The sequence below is a fragment of the Flintibacter porci genome, from assembly GCF_041925195.1.
Lineage (GTDB): Bacteria > Bacillota > Clostridia > Oscillospirales > Oscillospiraceae > Lawsonibacter > Lawsonibacter porci.
This window is the reverse complement of sequence record NZ_JBHEVB010000004.1, coordinates 260405-276429: the sequence shown is the minus strand read 5'-3', so window position 1 is coordinate 276429 and position 16025 is coordinate 260405. Positions and strand designations below refer to the sequence as shown.

Here is a 16025-nt window from a genome sequence, read left to right as displayed (position 1 = left end):
GCGTTGCATGGGTTATTTCAAACGAGTGATCGCCTGGCTGCTCTTTTTTGCTGGGCTGATTGCCTTACTTTATATTGCATCTGGTATTTTTATGCCGAAAGATAACACTGCGGAGGCGGGAATGGAGTATGCCCGGGTCAATGGTATCCTGGGGGAACCCCCGGACTCCATCGATATTCTGGTGATGGGGGACAGCGAGTCCTATAACGGCTACTCCCCGCTGCTGATGTGGAAGGAGACGGGGTACACCAGCTATACCTGCGGTACCGACGCCCAGAAGCTCACCTATACCAGGACCATGCTGGAGCGGGCACTGGAGAAGCAACACCCCAAGGTGGTCATCCTGGAGACGCTGGCCATCTACCGGCCCATCAAGCTGGATAATGTGGTGCTGGAGGAGCTGTCCAGAGCCCTGCCGGTCTTTCGCTATCACGACCGCTGGAAGGATCTGAGCATGGATGACGTCACAGAGAAAGTCACCGCCACCCAGACCCATCCTTACAAAGGCCATGCCCACATCACCAAGGTAGTGCCCTGTGACAACAAGGAATACATGCATCCCACCGACAAGGTAGCTTCCATTGCTCTGGTGAATCAGTATTACGTCAGAGCCATCAAGGAGCTGTGCGACCGCCACGGCGCGCAGCTGCTGCTGGTGAGTACTCCGAGCCCTGTCAACTGGAGCTATGAGCGTCACAACGGCATCCAGAAGTTTGCCGATGAGCTGGGCTGTACCTATGTGGATATGAATCTGGAGTCTGTGGGCATCGACTGGACAAAGGATACCTTTGACAAGGGAGATCACCTGAACCACTTCGGCGCGGTGAAGGCAACCAAGTTCTTGGCCGACTACCTGCAAAAGCAGGGCGGGCTCACGGATCACCGCGCAGACCCCGCATACAGCGACTGGAATCAGAAGTGGAAGGAACATGAGGAGCAGATTTCCAGGGGATGAGGACTGCGTGCCAATATTGCTAATTCATAAAGCACCCCAATTTTTCCTTGCGTGTGGAAAAAATGGGGTGTTTTTGCCTCTCGCTCTGGAGAAAAGACTGAAGTATGTTTTAAACTGTTCCATGTTAAAACGGCGCTGGTCCCTGGACAATACACCGCCTTTGGTGGTATCATACGGTTGAGAATGTTCCAAGTGGAGCGCAGACCCGTTTTGCCAATAACGAGAATCAGCTTATCTCAATTTACAGGAGGATATATTATGCTGTTAGGTGTTGACTATTACCCGGAACAGTGGGACAGCGCCATTATGGAGGCGGATATGGACCGCATCCTGGAGCTGGGGTGCAACGTGATCCGGATCGGCGAATTTGCCTGGCACCAAATGGAGCCAGAGGAGGGAAAGTTTGACTTCTCCTACTTTGACGGGGTCATTGACATGGCCAAAAAGAAGGGGCTCCAGATCATCTTCGGTACTCCCACCGCCACACCACCCGCTTGGCTGATCCACAAGCACCCGGATATCCTCTCCCAGTTCCCTGACGGATCCTCCCGGGCCTTCGGCGGCCGCCACACCTCGTGTTACAGCAGCCTGCCCTACTGGGAGCACTGCACCAGGATCGTCACAGAGCTGGCCCGGCACTACAAGGATGAAAAGGCAATCGTGGCATGGCAGATCGACAACGAGCTGGGCCACGAGGGCAGCGACCAGTGCTGGTGTCCCCGGTGCCGCGCTAAGTTCCAGAACTTTCTGAGGGAGAAATTTGGGGGCGATATTCACGCCCTCAATGAGACCTATGGCACCACCTTCTGGAGCCAGGAGTACAACTCTTTTGCTGAAATTCCCCTGCCCACCCCCACGATTGCCACCCATAACCCTGCCCTGCGTCTGGACTGGGAGCGCTTTTGCAGCTGGAACATCCGCTCCTTTGCCGCTTTCCAGGCCAAGCTGCTCCATGAGATCATTCCCGGAGCTGTGGTAATGCACGACTTCCCCGGCGGCGGGCTGGGCAAGCGCGTGGACTACTCCGGTGTGGCTCAGGAGCTGGATCGGGTGGCCTATAACAACTACCCGGTCTGGGGCGGTCAGAAGGAGCCTCTGTCTCCCAGCGAGATCGCCTTCGGTTTGGACTACATCCGAGGGCTGAGAGGGGAGAACTTCTGGATTACCGAGGCTATCATGGGAGCCCAGGGCCATGATATCACCGGATTTCTGCCCCGGCCCAATCAGGCCAAGCTGTGGAGTTGGCAGGGAATGGCCCACGGCTGTGAGGGGCTGATGTATTTCCGCTACCGGGGCGCCACCAAGGGGGCTGAGCAGTTCTGCTACGGAATTCTGGATGCGGACAATATCCCCCGCCGCCGCTTCTTTGAGGTGCAGAGCTTCTTCCGGGAAGTTCGTCCCTATGAGCAGGTCCTCACCACCCCTGTACACAGCGATGTGGCCATTCTCTACGACTTTGACGCCTTGGCCTCCTTCCGAATCCAGCAGCAGAGCTGCCTGCTGGACTGCGAGCGGGAGATGAAGCGGCTGCATAACTGCCTGTTCCGGGCGGGTCAGAGTGTGGACGTTATCCCCGCCAGCCGGGACTTCTCCCATTACAAACTGGTGCTGGTGCCCAATCTGATCGTCACTGATCCTGACTTTGCCGCCCGGCTGAAGGCCTATGTAGCCGGAGGCGGCGTGGCGGTGGTGACCTACCGCACGGCGGTGAAGGACCGGGACAACAACTTGGTCTTTGGAAAAACTATCCCTGTGGACTGCGGTGACCTGCTGGGGCTGTATGTGGAGGAGACCGAGAGTGTCCAGGCGTATGACTGCATTCCCATTGCCGGGGAGAAGGGCTGCGGTACTGCCGGTATCTTCCGGGACATGGTGGTGCCTCAGGGTGCCCAGGTCCTGTGGCGCTATGACGATCCCTTCTACCGTTCCTACGCAGCCATCACCCGCAATGCCTACGGGCAGGGTGCGGCTTACTATCTGGGAACTACCCCTGAACAGGCCATCCTGGACCAGGTGCTTGGCCAGGCCATGGAGGAAGTCGGTTTGGAGTGGCTGGACCTGCCCGAGGGCGTGGAGTCGGTACTCCGGGGTGAGGGGGACAGCCAGGTTCGTATCCTTCTCAATCATAACGAAACCCCTGTCTATGCCCTGGGACAGGAGCTGGCCCCCTTCCAGGTCAAGGTTCTTCCTGTGACATAACTGACCGGAAAATGCGGGCGTATGTTGTTTTGGTATCCTTGATTGGAAGGCGTTGCAAGGGAAAACAGCTTGTGATACACTGAATCAAAGAGGAAAAACAGCCCAAAAAGGAGCGATACCATACCATGAAACGCAGTGAGATTAACGCCGCTTTGAAAGAGATGGAGCAGATGGTGAAGGAGTACCGCTTCGCTCTGCCTCCCTTCTGTGACTTTACTCCGGAGCAGTGGCAGGAGAAGGACCACGACTACGATGAGATTCGGGACAACATGCTGGGCTGGGACATCACCGACTACGGCATGGGTAACTTTGACAAGATGGGTTTCTCCCTGATCACCATCCGCAACGGCAACCTGAAGATGGACAAGTACACCAAGACCTACGCCGAGAAGCTGCTGTACATCAAGGAGGGCCAGTACTCCCCCATGCACTTCCACTGGTCCAAGATGGAGGATATCATCAACCGGGGCGGCGGCAACGTGCTCATCCGGGTGTATAACTCCACCCCTGATGAGGAGCTGGACAAGGAGTCTGAGGTCCATGTCCACGTGGACGGCCGGGAGATGGTGGTTCCCGCGGGCAGCCAGGTCCGGCTGACCCCCGGCGAGAGCATTACCATCTACCCGTACCTTTACCACGACTTTGAGGTGGAGCCCGGCTCCGGGCCGGTGCTGCTGGGCGAGGTGAGCCAGTGTAACAACGACAACACCGACAACCGCTTCTACGAGAAGCTGGGCCGCTTCCCCGCCATCGAGGAGGACGAAGCCCCCTACCGCCTGTTGTGTAATGAGTACCCCGCAGCCAAGAACTGAAAAAGAAACCGTGGAGACCGCAAAAAGCGATCTCCACGGTTTTTTCATGTTTACCAAGCAGTAAGGATTTCCAGCAGAGCGCCGTACAGGTCGTGGTCCAGCTCCAGGGCGTTGAGCTGACCCAGCAGCACAGGAATGCGGGATTCCTTGACAATGCAGCGGTAGATTTCGTCCTTTAAGTCAAAGGAGATCTCTGCCTGATCCAGGAAGCGGAAGCACCGCTCTGTGGTATCGTTGTCCATCTTCCGGTGCTCCAGACCCAGAGAGATCTCCAGCCCGGTTTCCACGGGGACATCTTCCACCGTAACGGTGAGGATACGGCGGAAGGAATCGTAGGAGGTCTGGGCAGATGCCGCAGTTTCGCCTACCTTAACCTCCACCGCTCCGGCGGCGTCAGCAAAGCCAGTCAGCTCTACGGTGAAGCTGCGCTTGCCGGGAATGAGGCTCCGTTCTCCCTGGGCGGGATGGACGGTGAACACGGCCCGGTCGTCCGCCTCACGGTAGGTCATGGGGGTGGTGACACATACCCCATTGAGATAGGCCTGGGTGGTGTTGTCGTCCTCATAGAGGGTAAAGTCTCCGTCCGCTCCGGCGAACACCTTGATGCGGAGGGAGGTGGGATTGGAGGCCGCCTGGGTGCCCGAGATCTCGTCCGTGAGGGGTAGAATGGCTCCGGCGGGAGCCAACACGGGGATGCTGTCCAGGCTGCGGTACAGGTTCAGCGTCCGTCCGCCGGCGTACACCATGCCGGTGTACAGGTCGTACCAGGTCCCCTCCGGCAGCCAGGTGGACGCCTTGGCCACGTTCAGTCCCTGGATGCGGGGCGTGGTAACAGGGGCGGCCATCAGCTGGGTGCCGAAGCAGTACTGGGTCTTGTACTGATAGGCCTCCTCCGCCTCGCTCCAGCGGTAATAGAGAGGCTCCACCAGGGGGAGGCCTTCCTTCCAGGCGCGGTAGTTCATGGTGTACAGATAGGGCACCAGACGGTGGCGCTCCTGGAGCGCCTGCGTCATCGCCTGCCGTGCTTCTTCCTTATAGCGCCAGGGCTCTTTGCCCTGGAAGGGGCTGTTGGAGGCGTGGAGCCGGTTGATGGGGGAGAACACGCCCAGTTGTACCCAGCGGGTGACCAGCTCGTCATTGCGGTAGCCGTGCATGTGGCCGCCGATATCGTGGCTCCACCAGCCGTAGCCGATGTTGGAGGCGTTGGCGGTAAAGTAGGGCTGGAAGTTCAGAGACTCCCAGGTGACAATGGTGTCTCCGGAAAAGCCCACGGGGTAGCGGTGGCTGCCCGGACCGGCGTAACGGGAGAAGGTCATGGGCCGCTTGCCGTCCCGGCCGCTGTCCAGAAAGTGGTAGTGGTTCAAAATCCAAAGGGGATCCAGCCCTTCCACCTTGCACAGGCTTCCCTGCTGCCAGTCGATCCACCAGAAGTCCACACCCTGCTCCTCCAAGGGGTGGTGGAGATACTTGAAATAAGCCTCCAAAAACTTGGGGTCGGCGGGGTCGCAGGCCACCGGGTCCTCCGCCTGCCAGTCCACCCCCATCTCCTTGGCCATGGGCAGATACTGCTCCTCGTGGGACTGCACGCCCTCGGCGGGGTGTACATTCAGGGTCACCTTCATGCCGCGGCGGTGCAGTTCCTCCAGCAGTGCGGGCGGGTCGGGGAAAAGCTCCCGGTTCCAGGTATAGCCCGTCCAGCCGCTGCCGTACTTGGGGTCGATGTCCACCAGGTGCCAGTCCATGTCGATGACCCCCACGGTAAAGGGAATGTTTTCCTTCTGGAAGCGGTCCATCAGCTCCAGATAGCTGTCCTGAGTATAGCGGTAGTAGCGGCTCCACCAGTTGCCCAGAGCAAAGCGGGGCAGCATGGGGGCAGAGCCGCACAGATGGTAAAAGTCCTGAAGAGCCTGGGTATAGTCGTGTCCATAGCCCCAGAAGTACAGGTCCTGGATGCCCTTTTTCCGGGGCTCCAGCCAGCCGTCTTCCAGCAAAATCTGGGAGGCGCTGTCGTCCAGCACGGCAAAGCCGTTGCGGGAGAGAATACCGCTCTCCAGAGGAATGGCGCCGTTGGCCTCGTCCAGAGTGCGGGCGGTGCCGCCCAGGTCGCTGGCCTTCTGGCCGTAGCGCCAGATGCTGTGGTATTGGGTGAGGCTGCCCTTCACCTGAATGCTCAGACCCTGGGGAGAGAACGGCTTTTCGTTATACACCAGGTGCACGCGGTCGGTGTGGATCTCCAACTGTCCATCCTGGTGCAGCACCCGGAAATTGGTTTTGGGGAAATCCCGGTGGAGGACGGTCTGGGTGGGCCGGTCCTCAAAGACTCCGTCGGGGCTGTACTCCAGGCGCAGCAGGCCCTGGGTGAGCACCGTGATGCGGTAGTGCTGCCCGGCGACGATGTTTTCCGGGCAGGCGGCGGGCGTGGTTTGGATATGGTATATGGGATTCAAGACAGATACCCCCTTATCGTTTGTCTGCATTGGTATAAACGGTATACCGATAGAAGCAAGGGAAATGCTGATGGGTACGGTTAATCTCCAAAGACGGCCCGGCGCATGGCCTGGCCGGTGGGTGTGGCGGCCAGACCGCCCTGGGCGGTCTCCCGCAGGGAGCATGGCATAGACTCGCCCACCGCGCCCATGGCCTGGATGCACTCGTCCACCGGAATCTTGCTCTCCACCCCGGCCAGGGCCATCTCCGCGGAGGAAAAGGCGATGACCACGCCTCCCACATTGCGCTTGATGCAGGGGATCTCCACCAGTCCGGCCACCGGGTCGCACACCAGTCCCAGCTGGTTTTTCAGGGCAATGGCACAGGCGTGGGCCGCCTGGGCGGGACTGCCGCCCTGCAACTCCACCAGGGCAGCGGCCGCCATGGCCGCCGCCGAGCCGCACTCGGCCTGACAGCCGCCCTGGGCTCCGGCTATGCAGGCCTTCTGGGCAATGACCATGCCCACCGCGCCGGCGGTAAACAAGGCCATCACGCCGGCATCCCGGCTGCAGCGGTCCTCCTCCACCATGGATACCACGGTTCCAGGCAGAATCCCGCAGGAACCGGCGGTGGGAGCGGCTACGATCTTGCCCATGGCGGCGTTGTACTCTGCCACTGCCACAGCCCGGGCGATGGCCCGGTTGAGAAACGCTCCGGTAATGCCGCCGCTCTGGGCATAGCGCCACAGGCGGGCGCCGTCACCCCCGGTCAGCCCTGAGGTGGAGCGCAGCTCCGGGTCCAGCCCGGCCTGCACCGCCTCCTGCATCACCGTAAAGCGGTGCTGCATGTTGTCCAGCAGCTGCTGGGGGGAGAGCTCCATCTGCTGGGCCTGGTCGGCCAGAACCAGCTGGGACAGGCTCACGCCCTGCTCCTGTGCCGCCTGGCACAGCTCAGAAATCGAAGTATACTCCAGCATGGCGATTCCCCCCTTAAATGGCCCGGATGAGCACCACGTTGAGCACGTGGGGCTGACCGCGCAAAGATTCCATGAGGCTGTCGGGTACGTCTCCGTCCACCTCGATGGTCATGACCGCCTCCCCGCCCTTTCGGGGGCGGGAGAGACGGAAGTTGCCGATGTTCAGATCGGAAGAAGCAATGAAGTTGGTAACGGCAGCAATGACGCCCGGCTGGTCATGATGGAGCACAAGCAGGGTGTTATACTGCCCGGTAAAGGAGACCGCCATGCCGTTGATCTGGGTGATCAGGATGTTGCCTCCCCCCACCGAGGCCCCCTGGACCACAGCCCGGGCCCCGTGTTCTCCCACCAGTGAGATCCGTGCGGTGTTGGGGTGGGCGCCGGGGATATCCTCCTCCCGGAAGGAGAAGGCGAGGCCCCGTTCCCGGGCCAGTTCCAGGGAGCGGCGGATGCGCTCGTCATCCGAGTGCATCCCCATGATCCCCGCGATCAGCGCCTTGTCGGTACCGTGGCCCCGGTAGGTCTGGGCAAAGGAGCCGGCCAGCTGGATGTCGGCCTGCACCACATCTTCCCCTAAGATCTTCCAGGCTACCCGGCCCAGCCGCACGGCTCCCGCGGTGTGGGAGCTGGAAGGTCCGATCATCACCGGACCAATGATATCAAATACGTTCATAGCGTCCTCCTTGACGGGCGTGCTGTCCCCTCTTTGGTAAAATTCCAATTTCTACTTTGTTCCTATTTGGACCGGGACCTTCCGGCGTTTTGCTTGCTCTGATGTAAGAGCTTATAAGCGAGGAAAACAGATCGATATTACGCAAGCTAAGATCGTGTTGCTGTCTTAGGTTGCTGCATTCGTTGTTAGAATATTATGATAACACAGACTGCTGGTATCGGAAACAATTTTAGTGGTATCTGTATTTTTAAATAAAATGGGATCGAAGTTATGGCCGGGAAGAATAGCGCTGCTTAACACGGGCACTGCCGCCCGGTGTGGTCGATGGAATAGTTTCCGGTGAGGATCAGCTGGGAGATGGGCACAAAGGTATAGCCCTCCTGAGTGAGCTGTTCCAGAATGGAGGGCAGGGCCTCGGGGGTGTGGAGGGCTGCGTTATGAAAGAGAACGATGGACCCCGGGCCTACCTTGCTGGTCACCCGCTGGGTGATCTCGTCGGCGGGGATCTCCTTCCAGTCCAGGCTGTCCACATCCCACTGGATGGGCTCCATCCCGATGGACCGGGCGGCCTGCACCGACTTGTCGTCGTAGTCTCCGTAGGGCATCCGAACCAGCGTGGGCCGCACCCCGGTGACTGCCTCAATTTTGTCGTTGCAGGCGTTGAGGTCGGCGATCACCTCGTCGGCGGTGAGCTGAGGATAGTGGGCGTGGGTGTTGGAGTGATTCATGACCTCGTGTCCCGCGTCGGAAAGTGCTTTTACCGATTCGGGATATTTATCTACCCAGGAACCCACCACAAAAAAGGTGGCCTTTACTCCGTAGCGATCCAGAATGTCGATGAGCTGCTGGGTATCCTCGTTGCCCCAGGCCGCGTCAAAGCTAATGGAGATCAGCTTCTGATCCCGCTGGACACAGTAGATGGGCAGCTGGCGCACAGAGGCGGAAGCGCCTACCGCGGCGGGATAGTAATTGACCACGCAGAACATGACCGCGGCCAAACACAGACATGCCGCGGCAGTCCACCACCTCTTCCTCATGAGAACGATGTGAAAAGCACGGATTGGTTTTCTCATTCCGATCATCTCCCCAAAGCAGATTATAATCATCTATATTGTATCGAAAGAGGAAACATGCGGCAGGGAGCGCCGGGGATGAAAACAGCCCCGCCGGCGAAGTGTGCCGGTGGGGCTGAGAGAGGGAACATAAGATTAAAATACCACTTTGCCCAGGGCGGACTGGACCAGCTCCGAGGCCAGAATGCCGGTCTTGTTGCGCTCGTCCAGGATGGGATTGACCTCTACCATGTCCAGGGAGACCAGCTTTTGAGAGCGGGCGATGGTCTCCACCGCCAGGAAGGCCTCGCGGGTGGTGAGACCGCTGTGCACCACAGTGCCCGTGCCCGGCGCGGCCTCGGGGGTGATGGCGTCCACGTCAAAGCTCAGGTGAATACCCTTGGTGCCCTCGCCGGCCACCGCCATAGCCCGGCGCATGACCTCCGCCATGCCCAGCTCGTCGATCATATCGATGGGGAAGATGGTCACCCCGGCCTCCTTCATGCGGATGCGCTCCTGGGTGTCGATATCCCGTCCACCGATCTGGACACAATGGGCCACATCCACATAGACGGGACCCTGGCCGAAATCCACCATACAGTCGGGACCGTAGCCGCACACAGCAGAGAAGGGCATGCCGTGCATGTTGCCGGTCTGGCTGCTCTCCTCGTTGTTCCAGTCGCCGTGGGCGTCCACCCAGATAATGCCGATGGAACCATAAAACTTGGAGACTGCGGAGATGCTGCCCGCTGCAATGCTGTGGTCACCGCCCAGCACCACGGGGAAATGTCCGTTTTCCAAAGACTGATATACCGTGTGGTAGAGCCGGCGGTTCACGTCCACCACCTGCTCATAATTTCTCAGGGTAGGCTTTGTAGCACCCTTGGGGGCGGGAACAATATCACCCAGGTTTTCCACCTGGAAGCCCATGTGTTCCAGACCCTCGCACAATCCGGCATAGCGGATGGCGGTAGGTCCCATATTGACGCCCCGCTTGGACGCGCCGAAATCCATCTGCACGCCCACAAGATCGATCATACGCTCCATAGCTGTTTCACCTCAAGTTCAGAATCCGACGGCCGATGGGCCGGCCGCTGCCTTTGCTCGGAGATGTTCTCCGATATACACCAGTACATACAAAATAATTGATGAATAAGCTTGTGTCAAATACATTATTTTTAATATAATATTAGATAAAAACTAATTATATCCGGAAAGGGCGTATACTATGAATTTGCGGGAACAGGAATATGTGCTGGCTATAGCCAATTATCAGAGTCTGAAAGGAGCAGCAGAGTTCCTTAACGTGTCGCCTCCCACTCTGAGCGTATTTCTCAGCACGCTGGAGCACTCCCTTGGGGTGCCGCTGTTCAATCGGTTTGGAAAGAAATTTGTGCCTACCGAAGTAGGGGAGATCTATATCCGGTATGCACGGGAGATGTGCTTTCTCAACCGCCAGTGGGAGGCGCGCTTGGATAGCATAAAGCATGGGGAGCGGGGGGCGCTGCGTCTTGGACTTCACCCCCGGCGTACCATCGATCTGCTTCCCGCCGCTCTGCGGGAGGTGACCCTTCTCCACCCGGGGATTGATGTGAAATTATACGAAGGCAGTTCGGAAGAATTGTTCCATTTGCTGCTGGAGGGGGAGGTAGATCTGATTATCAACAATCAGTCCCATCCGTCTCCCGTGCTGGATTTTATCCCCTTCTACCGGGACCGGCTGGTGGCGGTGCTCTCACCCTCCCATCCGCTGGCGGACAGAGTCATCTCCCTTCCCAACAGCACCCTTCCATGGCTTGACCTGGCTCTGCTTGCCGGAGAGACCTTTATCCTGCAGCTTCCGGAACAGTCCATCCGGGTATACGCCGATCAGGCACTGGACTATGCGGGGGTGCATCCGCTGCACCATTATACGGTGGAAAATCTGGAGTCCGCGGCCCAAATGGCGGCAGAGGAGCTGGGTGTGGCGTTCAATTTCTTGGGGTATATCCAGCACTTTTCGTATCATAAACCCATCCGGTATTTCCTGACCGGCGACCCAAATGCCTTTATTGACTACTATATTGTGCGCCGGAAAGACGCCTATCTGGCACCTTATGTGGCCGATTTTATTGAGATCCTGCAAGAACAGATTGCCCAGCAGTCCCTGTTGATCCTTCCGCCGGACAAGAAGCAAGCAAAGCCGTAACACGCTTTGAAAGAGGTGCGTCTATACTGGAAATACCGAGTGTGATTTCCAGGCGATCCAGCAAGATAACAGATAAAAGACATAACATACAAACTGGTATAAAAAAGCAAAGCCCAATTGCGCTCCTGGTTTGAGTGCAAAAAATCAAAAGAGGGAAGAAAAAGATTTTCAAAAAATAAATTGCAAATAAATGTAACAAAATGTAAACATTTGTGTAATTATTATTACATAAATGAAATAATTTTTTGCAGCGCGGAAGCTGGGCAGAAGGAAAGAAAAGTTTTTCATCGTCTAAATACCCATAAAAGCGATGGGTATTTACGTTCATTTTAACCACTGCAACAAAAATAAAATTGTTTCCAATTTTTCATTGAAACTGGTGTGCGCTTCCAGTATAATGCGGCGTAGTGAAGGCCGTCGGCCCCAGCCCATCCGGGTTTGGGACGGGCGGCTTAACCGCGCAATGAACAAACGATTGGAAAGGATGAACGATTTGAACCAGCTTCGACGACTGACCTCGGGCCTGCTGAGTCTGGCTCTGGTAGGTTCCAGCTGTACCGCTTGGCTGCCCACCGTTGCCTCGGCCAGCCGCCAGGAGTACTCTGTTCAGACAGAGCAGGCCACCGGCTCCATTGCACTGACCCTGAGCTTTGATCTGCCCCAGCGGGTGGACGAGGTAAAGAGCCGGGATATCCAGCTCACTCTGACAGGGAGCAATAAAAATATTACTGTCTCTCTAAACAACGGTTCTGCCACCGGCGCTGACGGCCTGTCTGTTTCGGTCAAGGCTCTCAACACCCAGGGGGTGGAGCTGACCACCGAGAACCAGATCGGCGCCTATGAGGCTGTGATTTCCGGCCTGCCGCTGGGCACTTATAATATGGAAGTCACCGGCAACGGCTATGCCGACTGCTCCACCGAAGTCATCCTGCAGGATTACTCCCAGCACGTGCTCATGAGCACCGCTGACGGTACCTTCTCTCTGGGCGACGTGACCGGCGACGGGGTTGTGAATGCAGATGACCGCGCCGCCCTGTCGGATGCGCTGGGCCAGACCGATGCACTGGACACCTACGACCTCAACGGCGACGGGGTGGTGGACGTGACTGATCTGTCCTATGTCAACAAGATGATGGATCTGGCGGCTGAGCCCCGCATCCTCTCCACCACCGCCATCGTGGCTCCCAAGGTGGAGAGTGACTCCCTGGAGATTGATGGTGATGTGGCCGATCTGTTTACCGACAGTGAGTCTGTTGTGACCCTCAAGCCCACCGAGGATGCGGAGGAGCTCTCCATCCCCATCACCCTGGACAAGCCCACCGAGATGAGTGAGATCTCCATCTCCTCTCCCAGTGCGCAGGGCGCCATCCAGGCGGGCACCGCCCTGGTGGAGTATGAGGAAGATGACCAGGTCAAGACCATGGAGATCCTCTTTGATGCCGCCGCCCCTGAGGGAGTGTACGCCATCAGCCGCAACGCCGGCCAGAGCGTGGTTACCATCAACTTGGGTTCCAAGGTGGCCGTGAAAAAGGTCACCATCACCGTGACCAAGGTAGAGGGCCAGGACGGTGACAAACCTGAGTTTGCCACCGTCACCCAGATCGAGTTTCTCAAGGACATCGTGTCCGAGTAGACCAAGGCGGACACCCAGGTGAAGGGCCTGGCCGCCACCGCGGGCGACGGCGAGGTCACCCTGGTGTGGGAGAGCGTGAAGAATGTCACCGGCTACACCGTGAAGTACGGCACCAATAAGAGCGCCCTGAACCAGAGCGCCGCCTCCAATACCAACCGCACCGTCATTTCCGGCCTGGAGAACAACACCACCTACTACTTCCAGGTCATCGCCACCAACGGCGACTGGACCGGCACTCCCTCCGCCGTCCTGTCCGCCATGCCTCTGGCCGCCAGCATTCCCGGCGCTCCCTCCAACATCCTGGTGGAGGCTGCCGACAGCGCCCTGCGCGTCAGCTGGGGCAAGACCAAGGACGCCACCTACTACCAGGTCTTTTACCGGGAGCAGGGTACGGACAGCTGGAACCAGTGGGGCGGCAACATCTCCGGTACCAGCACTGCCATCACCGGCCTGACCAACGGCACCACCTACGAGGTGGCTGTGAAGGCGGGCAACCATAAGGGTGTGGGTCCTTTCTCTTCCATTGCTACTGGCATTCCCAACAAGGAAGGGTTTGAACTGCCGGCGCTGCCTACCGACGGACGCATTGATAATGGGGAGATCACTTCCATTGTCATGCAGGACCCCTCCAACGTAAACCGGAACCTGTGCCCCAAGTTCAACGTCAAGACCGACCTGACGGACAACGACCCTAACACCTACTGGGTTGCCAACAACTACTGGTACAACAGCAGAATCACCTATACCTTCGCTTCCACCCACAGTGTGAACTACCTGCTGGTGGTTCCCTACCTGGATGCTGCCTACAAAAACCGCATTGATAACTACACCGTGACCCTCAAGGGGGAGAGCGGCGAGACTCTGGCGACCTATTATCGCAGCGGTGTGAACGTCACCGGCAGCAACTACTATATTATCTCCTTCCCCGAGACCGAGGGTGTCAAGAGCATCACTCTGGCTCTGGGCGAGAAGGCTGGTGGTCCCCGCGTCAGCATCTCCGAGATCGCCTTCTATAACAGCGATACTCTGCCTGAGGAGATTGCCAACCTCTTTACCGACGGTACCTTCACTGCCCTGAAGGGCTCTGTGGATCAGGAGACCGTCACCGCCCTGACCACCCGCCTCAACGCGCTGAGCAGCTACTATCTGGATCCCACTCAGCTCCGGGATGAGCTGAAGCTGGCCCAGGCCCTGCTGAACAAGGACAGCGATGCGCTGGGTCTGGTGAAGAACGACTTCCAGAGCCGCAGCACCTCCGCTGCCGCCGATCAGGCCGCCGGCCAGAGCGCCAGTGACCTGCAGCCTCTGGGCGTGACCGCCCAGGCCGGCGCCACCGTAGCCATCTACGCCGAGCTGCCCAGTGACGCCACCGTCTATGTGGTGCCCACCCAGTTCTACGGCGAGTCCGGCGTGTGGAAGGGCACTCCTGTGGCCCTGGAGAACGGCCGCAACTACATTACCGTGCAGCAGATCGGAAGCCTCGGCGGCCGGGGCGGCCCTCTCTACATCACCTATTCCGGCAGCCACCCCGAGCAGATCAAGCTCCAGGTGCGTGTGGTGAACAACGCCTGGGAGATGCCGGTGCTGGAGCTGTCCGACTGGTACAGCATGGGTGAGTCCGCCCGCAAGGACGCCATCCGGACCTATGTCCAGGAGCTGTCCTCCTATGTGGCTGCTCTGCCCACCTCCGGCCTGAATACCAACGTGCGCAACGCCACCGAGATCTCCACCCCCAGCGTGCTCCTGTCCCTCCCCGCCGACCAGGTGCTTTCCGGCCTGAAGAGCGCGGGCAGCGATGAGGACGCCATGGTCAATGCCATGTATCAGAACGTGCTGGCCTGGGAGGAGGAGCTCTTCATCGCCAACAAGATCCAGGGCATCATTGACTCCAATGCCACCCTGACCAGCTATCAGTATCCCATGACCACCCGCCAAAACATCCGCTACATGCGCATGTTCGCCGGTGCCTTCATGTATGCTGCCGGCAACCACATCGGCGTGGAGTACGGCTCTACTTCCGCTCTGGTCCAGGGCAAGCCCACCTCCGTCACCGGCGCGGGCAAGGCCAACGGCCTGTTCGGCTGGGGCATCGCCCACGAGATCGGCCACAACATGGACAAGCTGGGCAAGGCCGAGATCACCAACAACATCTACTCCCTGGCTCTCCAGGCCTGGGACGGCAGCTCCATGGCCCTGAATACCCGCCTCACCGAGGACGGACGCTGGGAGACCATCTTTAATAAGGTGGCTCAGGGCCGCCCCGGCTCCGCCAACAATGTGTTCGTGCAGCTGGGTATGTACTGGCAGCTCCACCTGGCCTATGACAATGCTGCCCAGCCCCTGGCCTATGACAATGCTGCCCAGCCCCTGGCCTTCTACAATCAGTTCTTCAAGCTGTGGAAGTCCGGCGCACACAGCGGCTACACCTATGACGAGCGGGTGGCTCTCATCGCCTCCCAGGTGGCTGACCGCAACCTCACCGAGTGCTTCACCCGCTGGGGCATGACCCTCAGCGATGAGGTGAAGGGCATGCTGGACGACTACCAGACTGAGTCCCGTGCCATCTGGTATCTCAATAATGCCTCCCGCACCTACCGCCTGAATAGCGGCAGCGCCGCCAGCGGTTCCGCCACGGTCTCCGCCTCTGCCAATGAGTCTAAGGTTACCCTGACCATCAGCCACACCGACAGCGACAAGATCCTGGACTACGAGATCCGCCGCAATAACGTGGTCATCGGCTTTACCACCGAGAGCACCTATGTGGACGATCTGGGCGCCGCCAACAACCTGACCTACACCTACTCTGTGGTGCCCGTGGATATGCCAAGGAGCCCATGAGCTGGGCCGTGGCCCAGGGCCTGTTCAGCGGCGTGTCTGCCGATACCCTGGCTCCCGGTGGTTCCACCACCCGCGCCCAGGCGGCGGTCATTTTGACGGCCTTCTCCAAGGCACAGGGCTAAAAGACTCCTGTATATGGAAAAAAAGAAGGAAATCCTCCATAAATGCAGCAAAAAAGCGGCCGATCCCGGCCGCTTTTTTGCTGTCTCCCGTTTACAATGGAATGGGACCTGTGATATAATGAAACCACTTTTATAAAAGTAAGGGGGAGC

12 protein-coding genes are annotated in these 16025 nt (G+C 58.6%); 7 read left to right on the top strand and 5 right to left on the bottom strand.

Annotated features, from left to right (window positions below; all coding sequences use genetic code 11):
* Positions 1-7 precede the first annotated feature (7 nt).
* From ACEVJL_RS06300 to ACEVJL_RS06290, 3 genes are all read left to right on the top strand, one after another.
* A complete protein-coding gene (locus ACEVJL_RS06300) occupies positions 8-955 on the top strand; it encodes a hypothetical protein (protein WP_374737223.1) in 948 nt (315 codons plus the stop codon).
* A 258-nt stretch (positions 956-1213) separates the two neighbouring features.
* On the top strand, positions 1214-3154 hold the full coding sequence (locus tag ACEVJL_RS06295) for a beta-galactosidase (protein WP_374737222.1): 1941 nt from the start codon (positions 1214-1216) through the stop codon (positions 3152-3154).
* Between the two features lie 125 nt (positions 3155-3279).
* A complete protein-coding gene (locus tag ACEVJL_RS06290; protein ID WP_374737221.1) occupies positions 3280-3966 on the top strand; it encodes a D-lyxose/D-mannose family sugar isomerase in 687 nt (228 codons plus the stop codon).
* A gap of 50 nt (positions 3967-4016) precedes the next feature.
* On the opposite strand, the gene ACEVJL_RS06285 is transcribed toward ACEVJL_RS06290, so the two are convergent.
* From ACEVJL_RS06285 to rocF, 5 genes are all read right to left on the bottom strand, one after another.
* Positions 4017-6413: a glycoside hydrolase family 31 protein gene (locus ACEVJL_RS06285; protein WP_374737220.1), complete on the bottom strand. Its 2397-nt coding sequence runs from the start codon at positions 6411-6413 to the stop codon at positions 4017-4019.
* 80 nt (positions 6414-6493) lie between these two features.
* Positions 6494-7369, bottom strand: a complete 876-nt coding sequence (gene sdaAA, locus ACEVJL_RS06280; RefSeq protein WP_374737219.1) for an L-serine ammonia-lyase, iron-sulfur-dependent, subunit alpha — start codon at positions 7367-7369, stop codon at positions 6494-6496.
* A gap of 13 nt (positions 7370-7382) precedes the next feature.
* Positions 7383-8042 carry an L-serine ammonia-lyase, iron-sulfur-dependent subunit beta gene (sdaAB, locus tag ACEVJL_RS06275; protein ID WP_110442238.1) on the bottom strand — a complete coding sequence of 220 codons (660 nt, stop codon included), beginning with the start codon at positions 8040-8042 and terminating at the stop codon, positions 7383-7385.
* Positions 8043-8335: 293 nt separating this feature from the next.
* Entirely contained in the window at positions 8336-9115 is a 780-nt protein-coding gene (locus tag ACEVJL_RS06270) for a polysaccharide deacetylase family protein (protein ID WP_151075240.1), read from the bottom strand.
* A 135-nt stretch (positions 9116-9250) separates the two neighbouring features.
* Entirely contained in the window at positions 9251-10141 is an 891-nt protein-coding gene (gene rocF, locus ACEVJL_RS06265; RefSeq protein WP_151075241.1) for an arginase, read from the bottom strand.
* 181 nt (positions 10142-10322) lie between these two features.
* Here rocF and ACEVJL_RS06260 point away from each other — a divergent pair, with 181 nt between their 5' ends.
* The 4 genes from ACEVJL_RS06260 to ACEVJL_RS06245 all read left to right on the top strand — a co-directional run bounded on the left by ACEVJL_RS06260 (position 10323) and on the right by ACEVJL_RS06245 (position 15875).
* Positions 10323-11282 (top strand): LysR family transcriptional regulator, encoded by a 960-nt coding sequence (locus tag ACEVJL_RS06260; RefSeq protein WP_374737218.1) that lies wholly within the window; start codon positions 10323-10325, stop codon positions 11280-11282.
* Between the two features lie 493 nt (positions 11283-11775).
* Positions 11776-12915, top strand: coding sequence for a dockerin type I repeat-containing protein (locus ACEVJL_RS06255; protein WP_374737217.1), 1140 nt, complete (start codon positions 11776-11778; stop codon positions 12913-12915).
* A gap of 18 nt (positions 12916-12933) precedes the next feature.
* Positions 12934-15753, top strand: a complete 2820-nt coding sequence (locus tag ACEVJL_RS06250; protein WP_374737216.1) for a fibronectin type III domain-containing protein — start codon at positions 12934-12936, stop codon at positions 15751-15753.
* Positions 15750-15875 carry an S-layer homology domain-containing protein gene (locus tag ACEVJL_RS06245; RefSeq protein ID WP_325208075.1) on the top strand — a complete coding sequence of 42 codons (126 nt, stop codon included), beginning with the start codon at positions 15750-15752 and terminating at the stop codon, positions 15873-15875. The genes ACEVJL_RS06250 and ACEVJL_RS06245 overlap by 4 nt, the downstream gene beginning before the upstream one ends.
* The last annotated feature ends 150 nt before the right edge of the window (positions 15876-16025 follow it).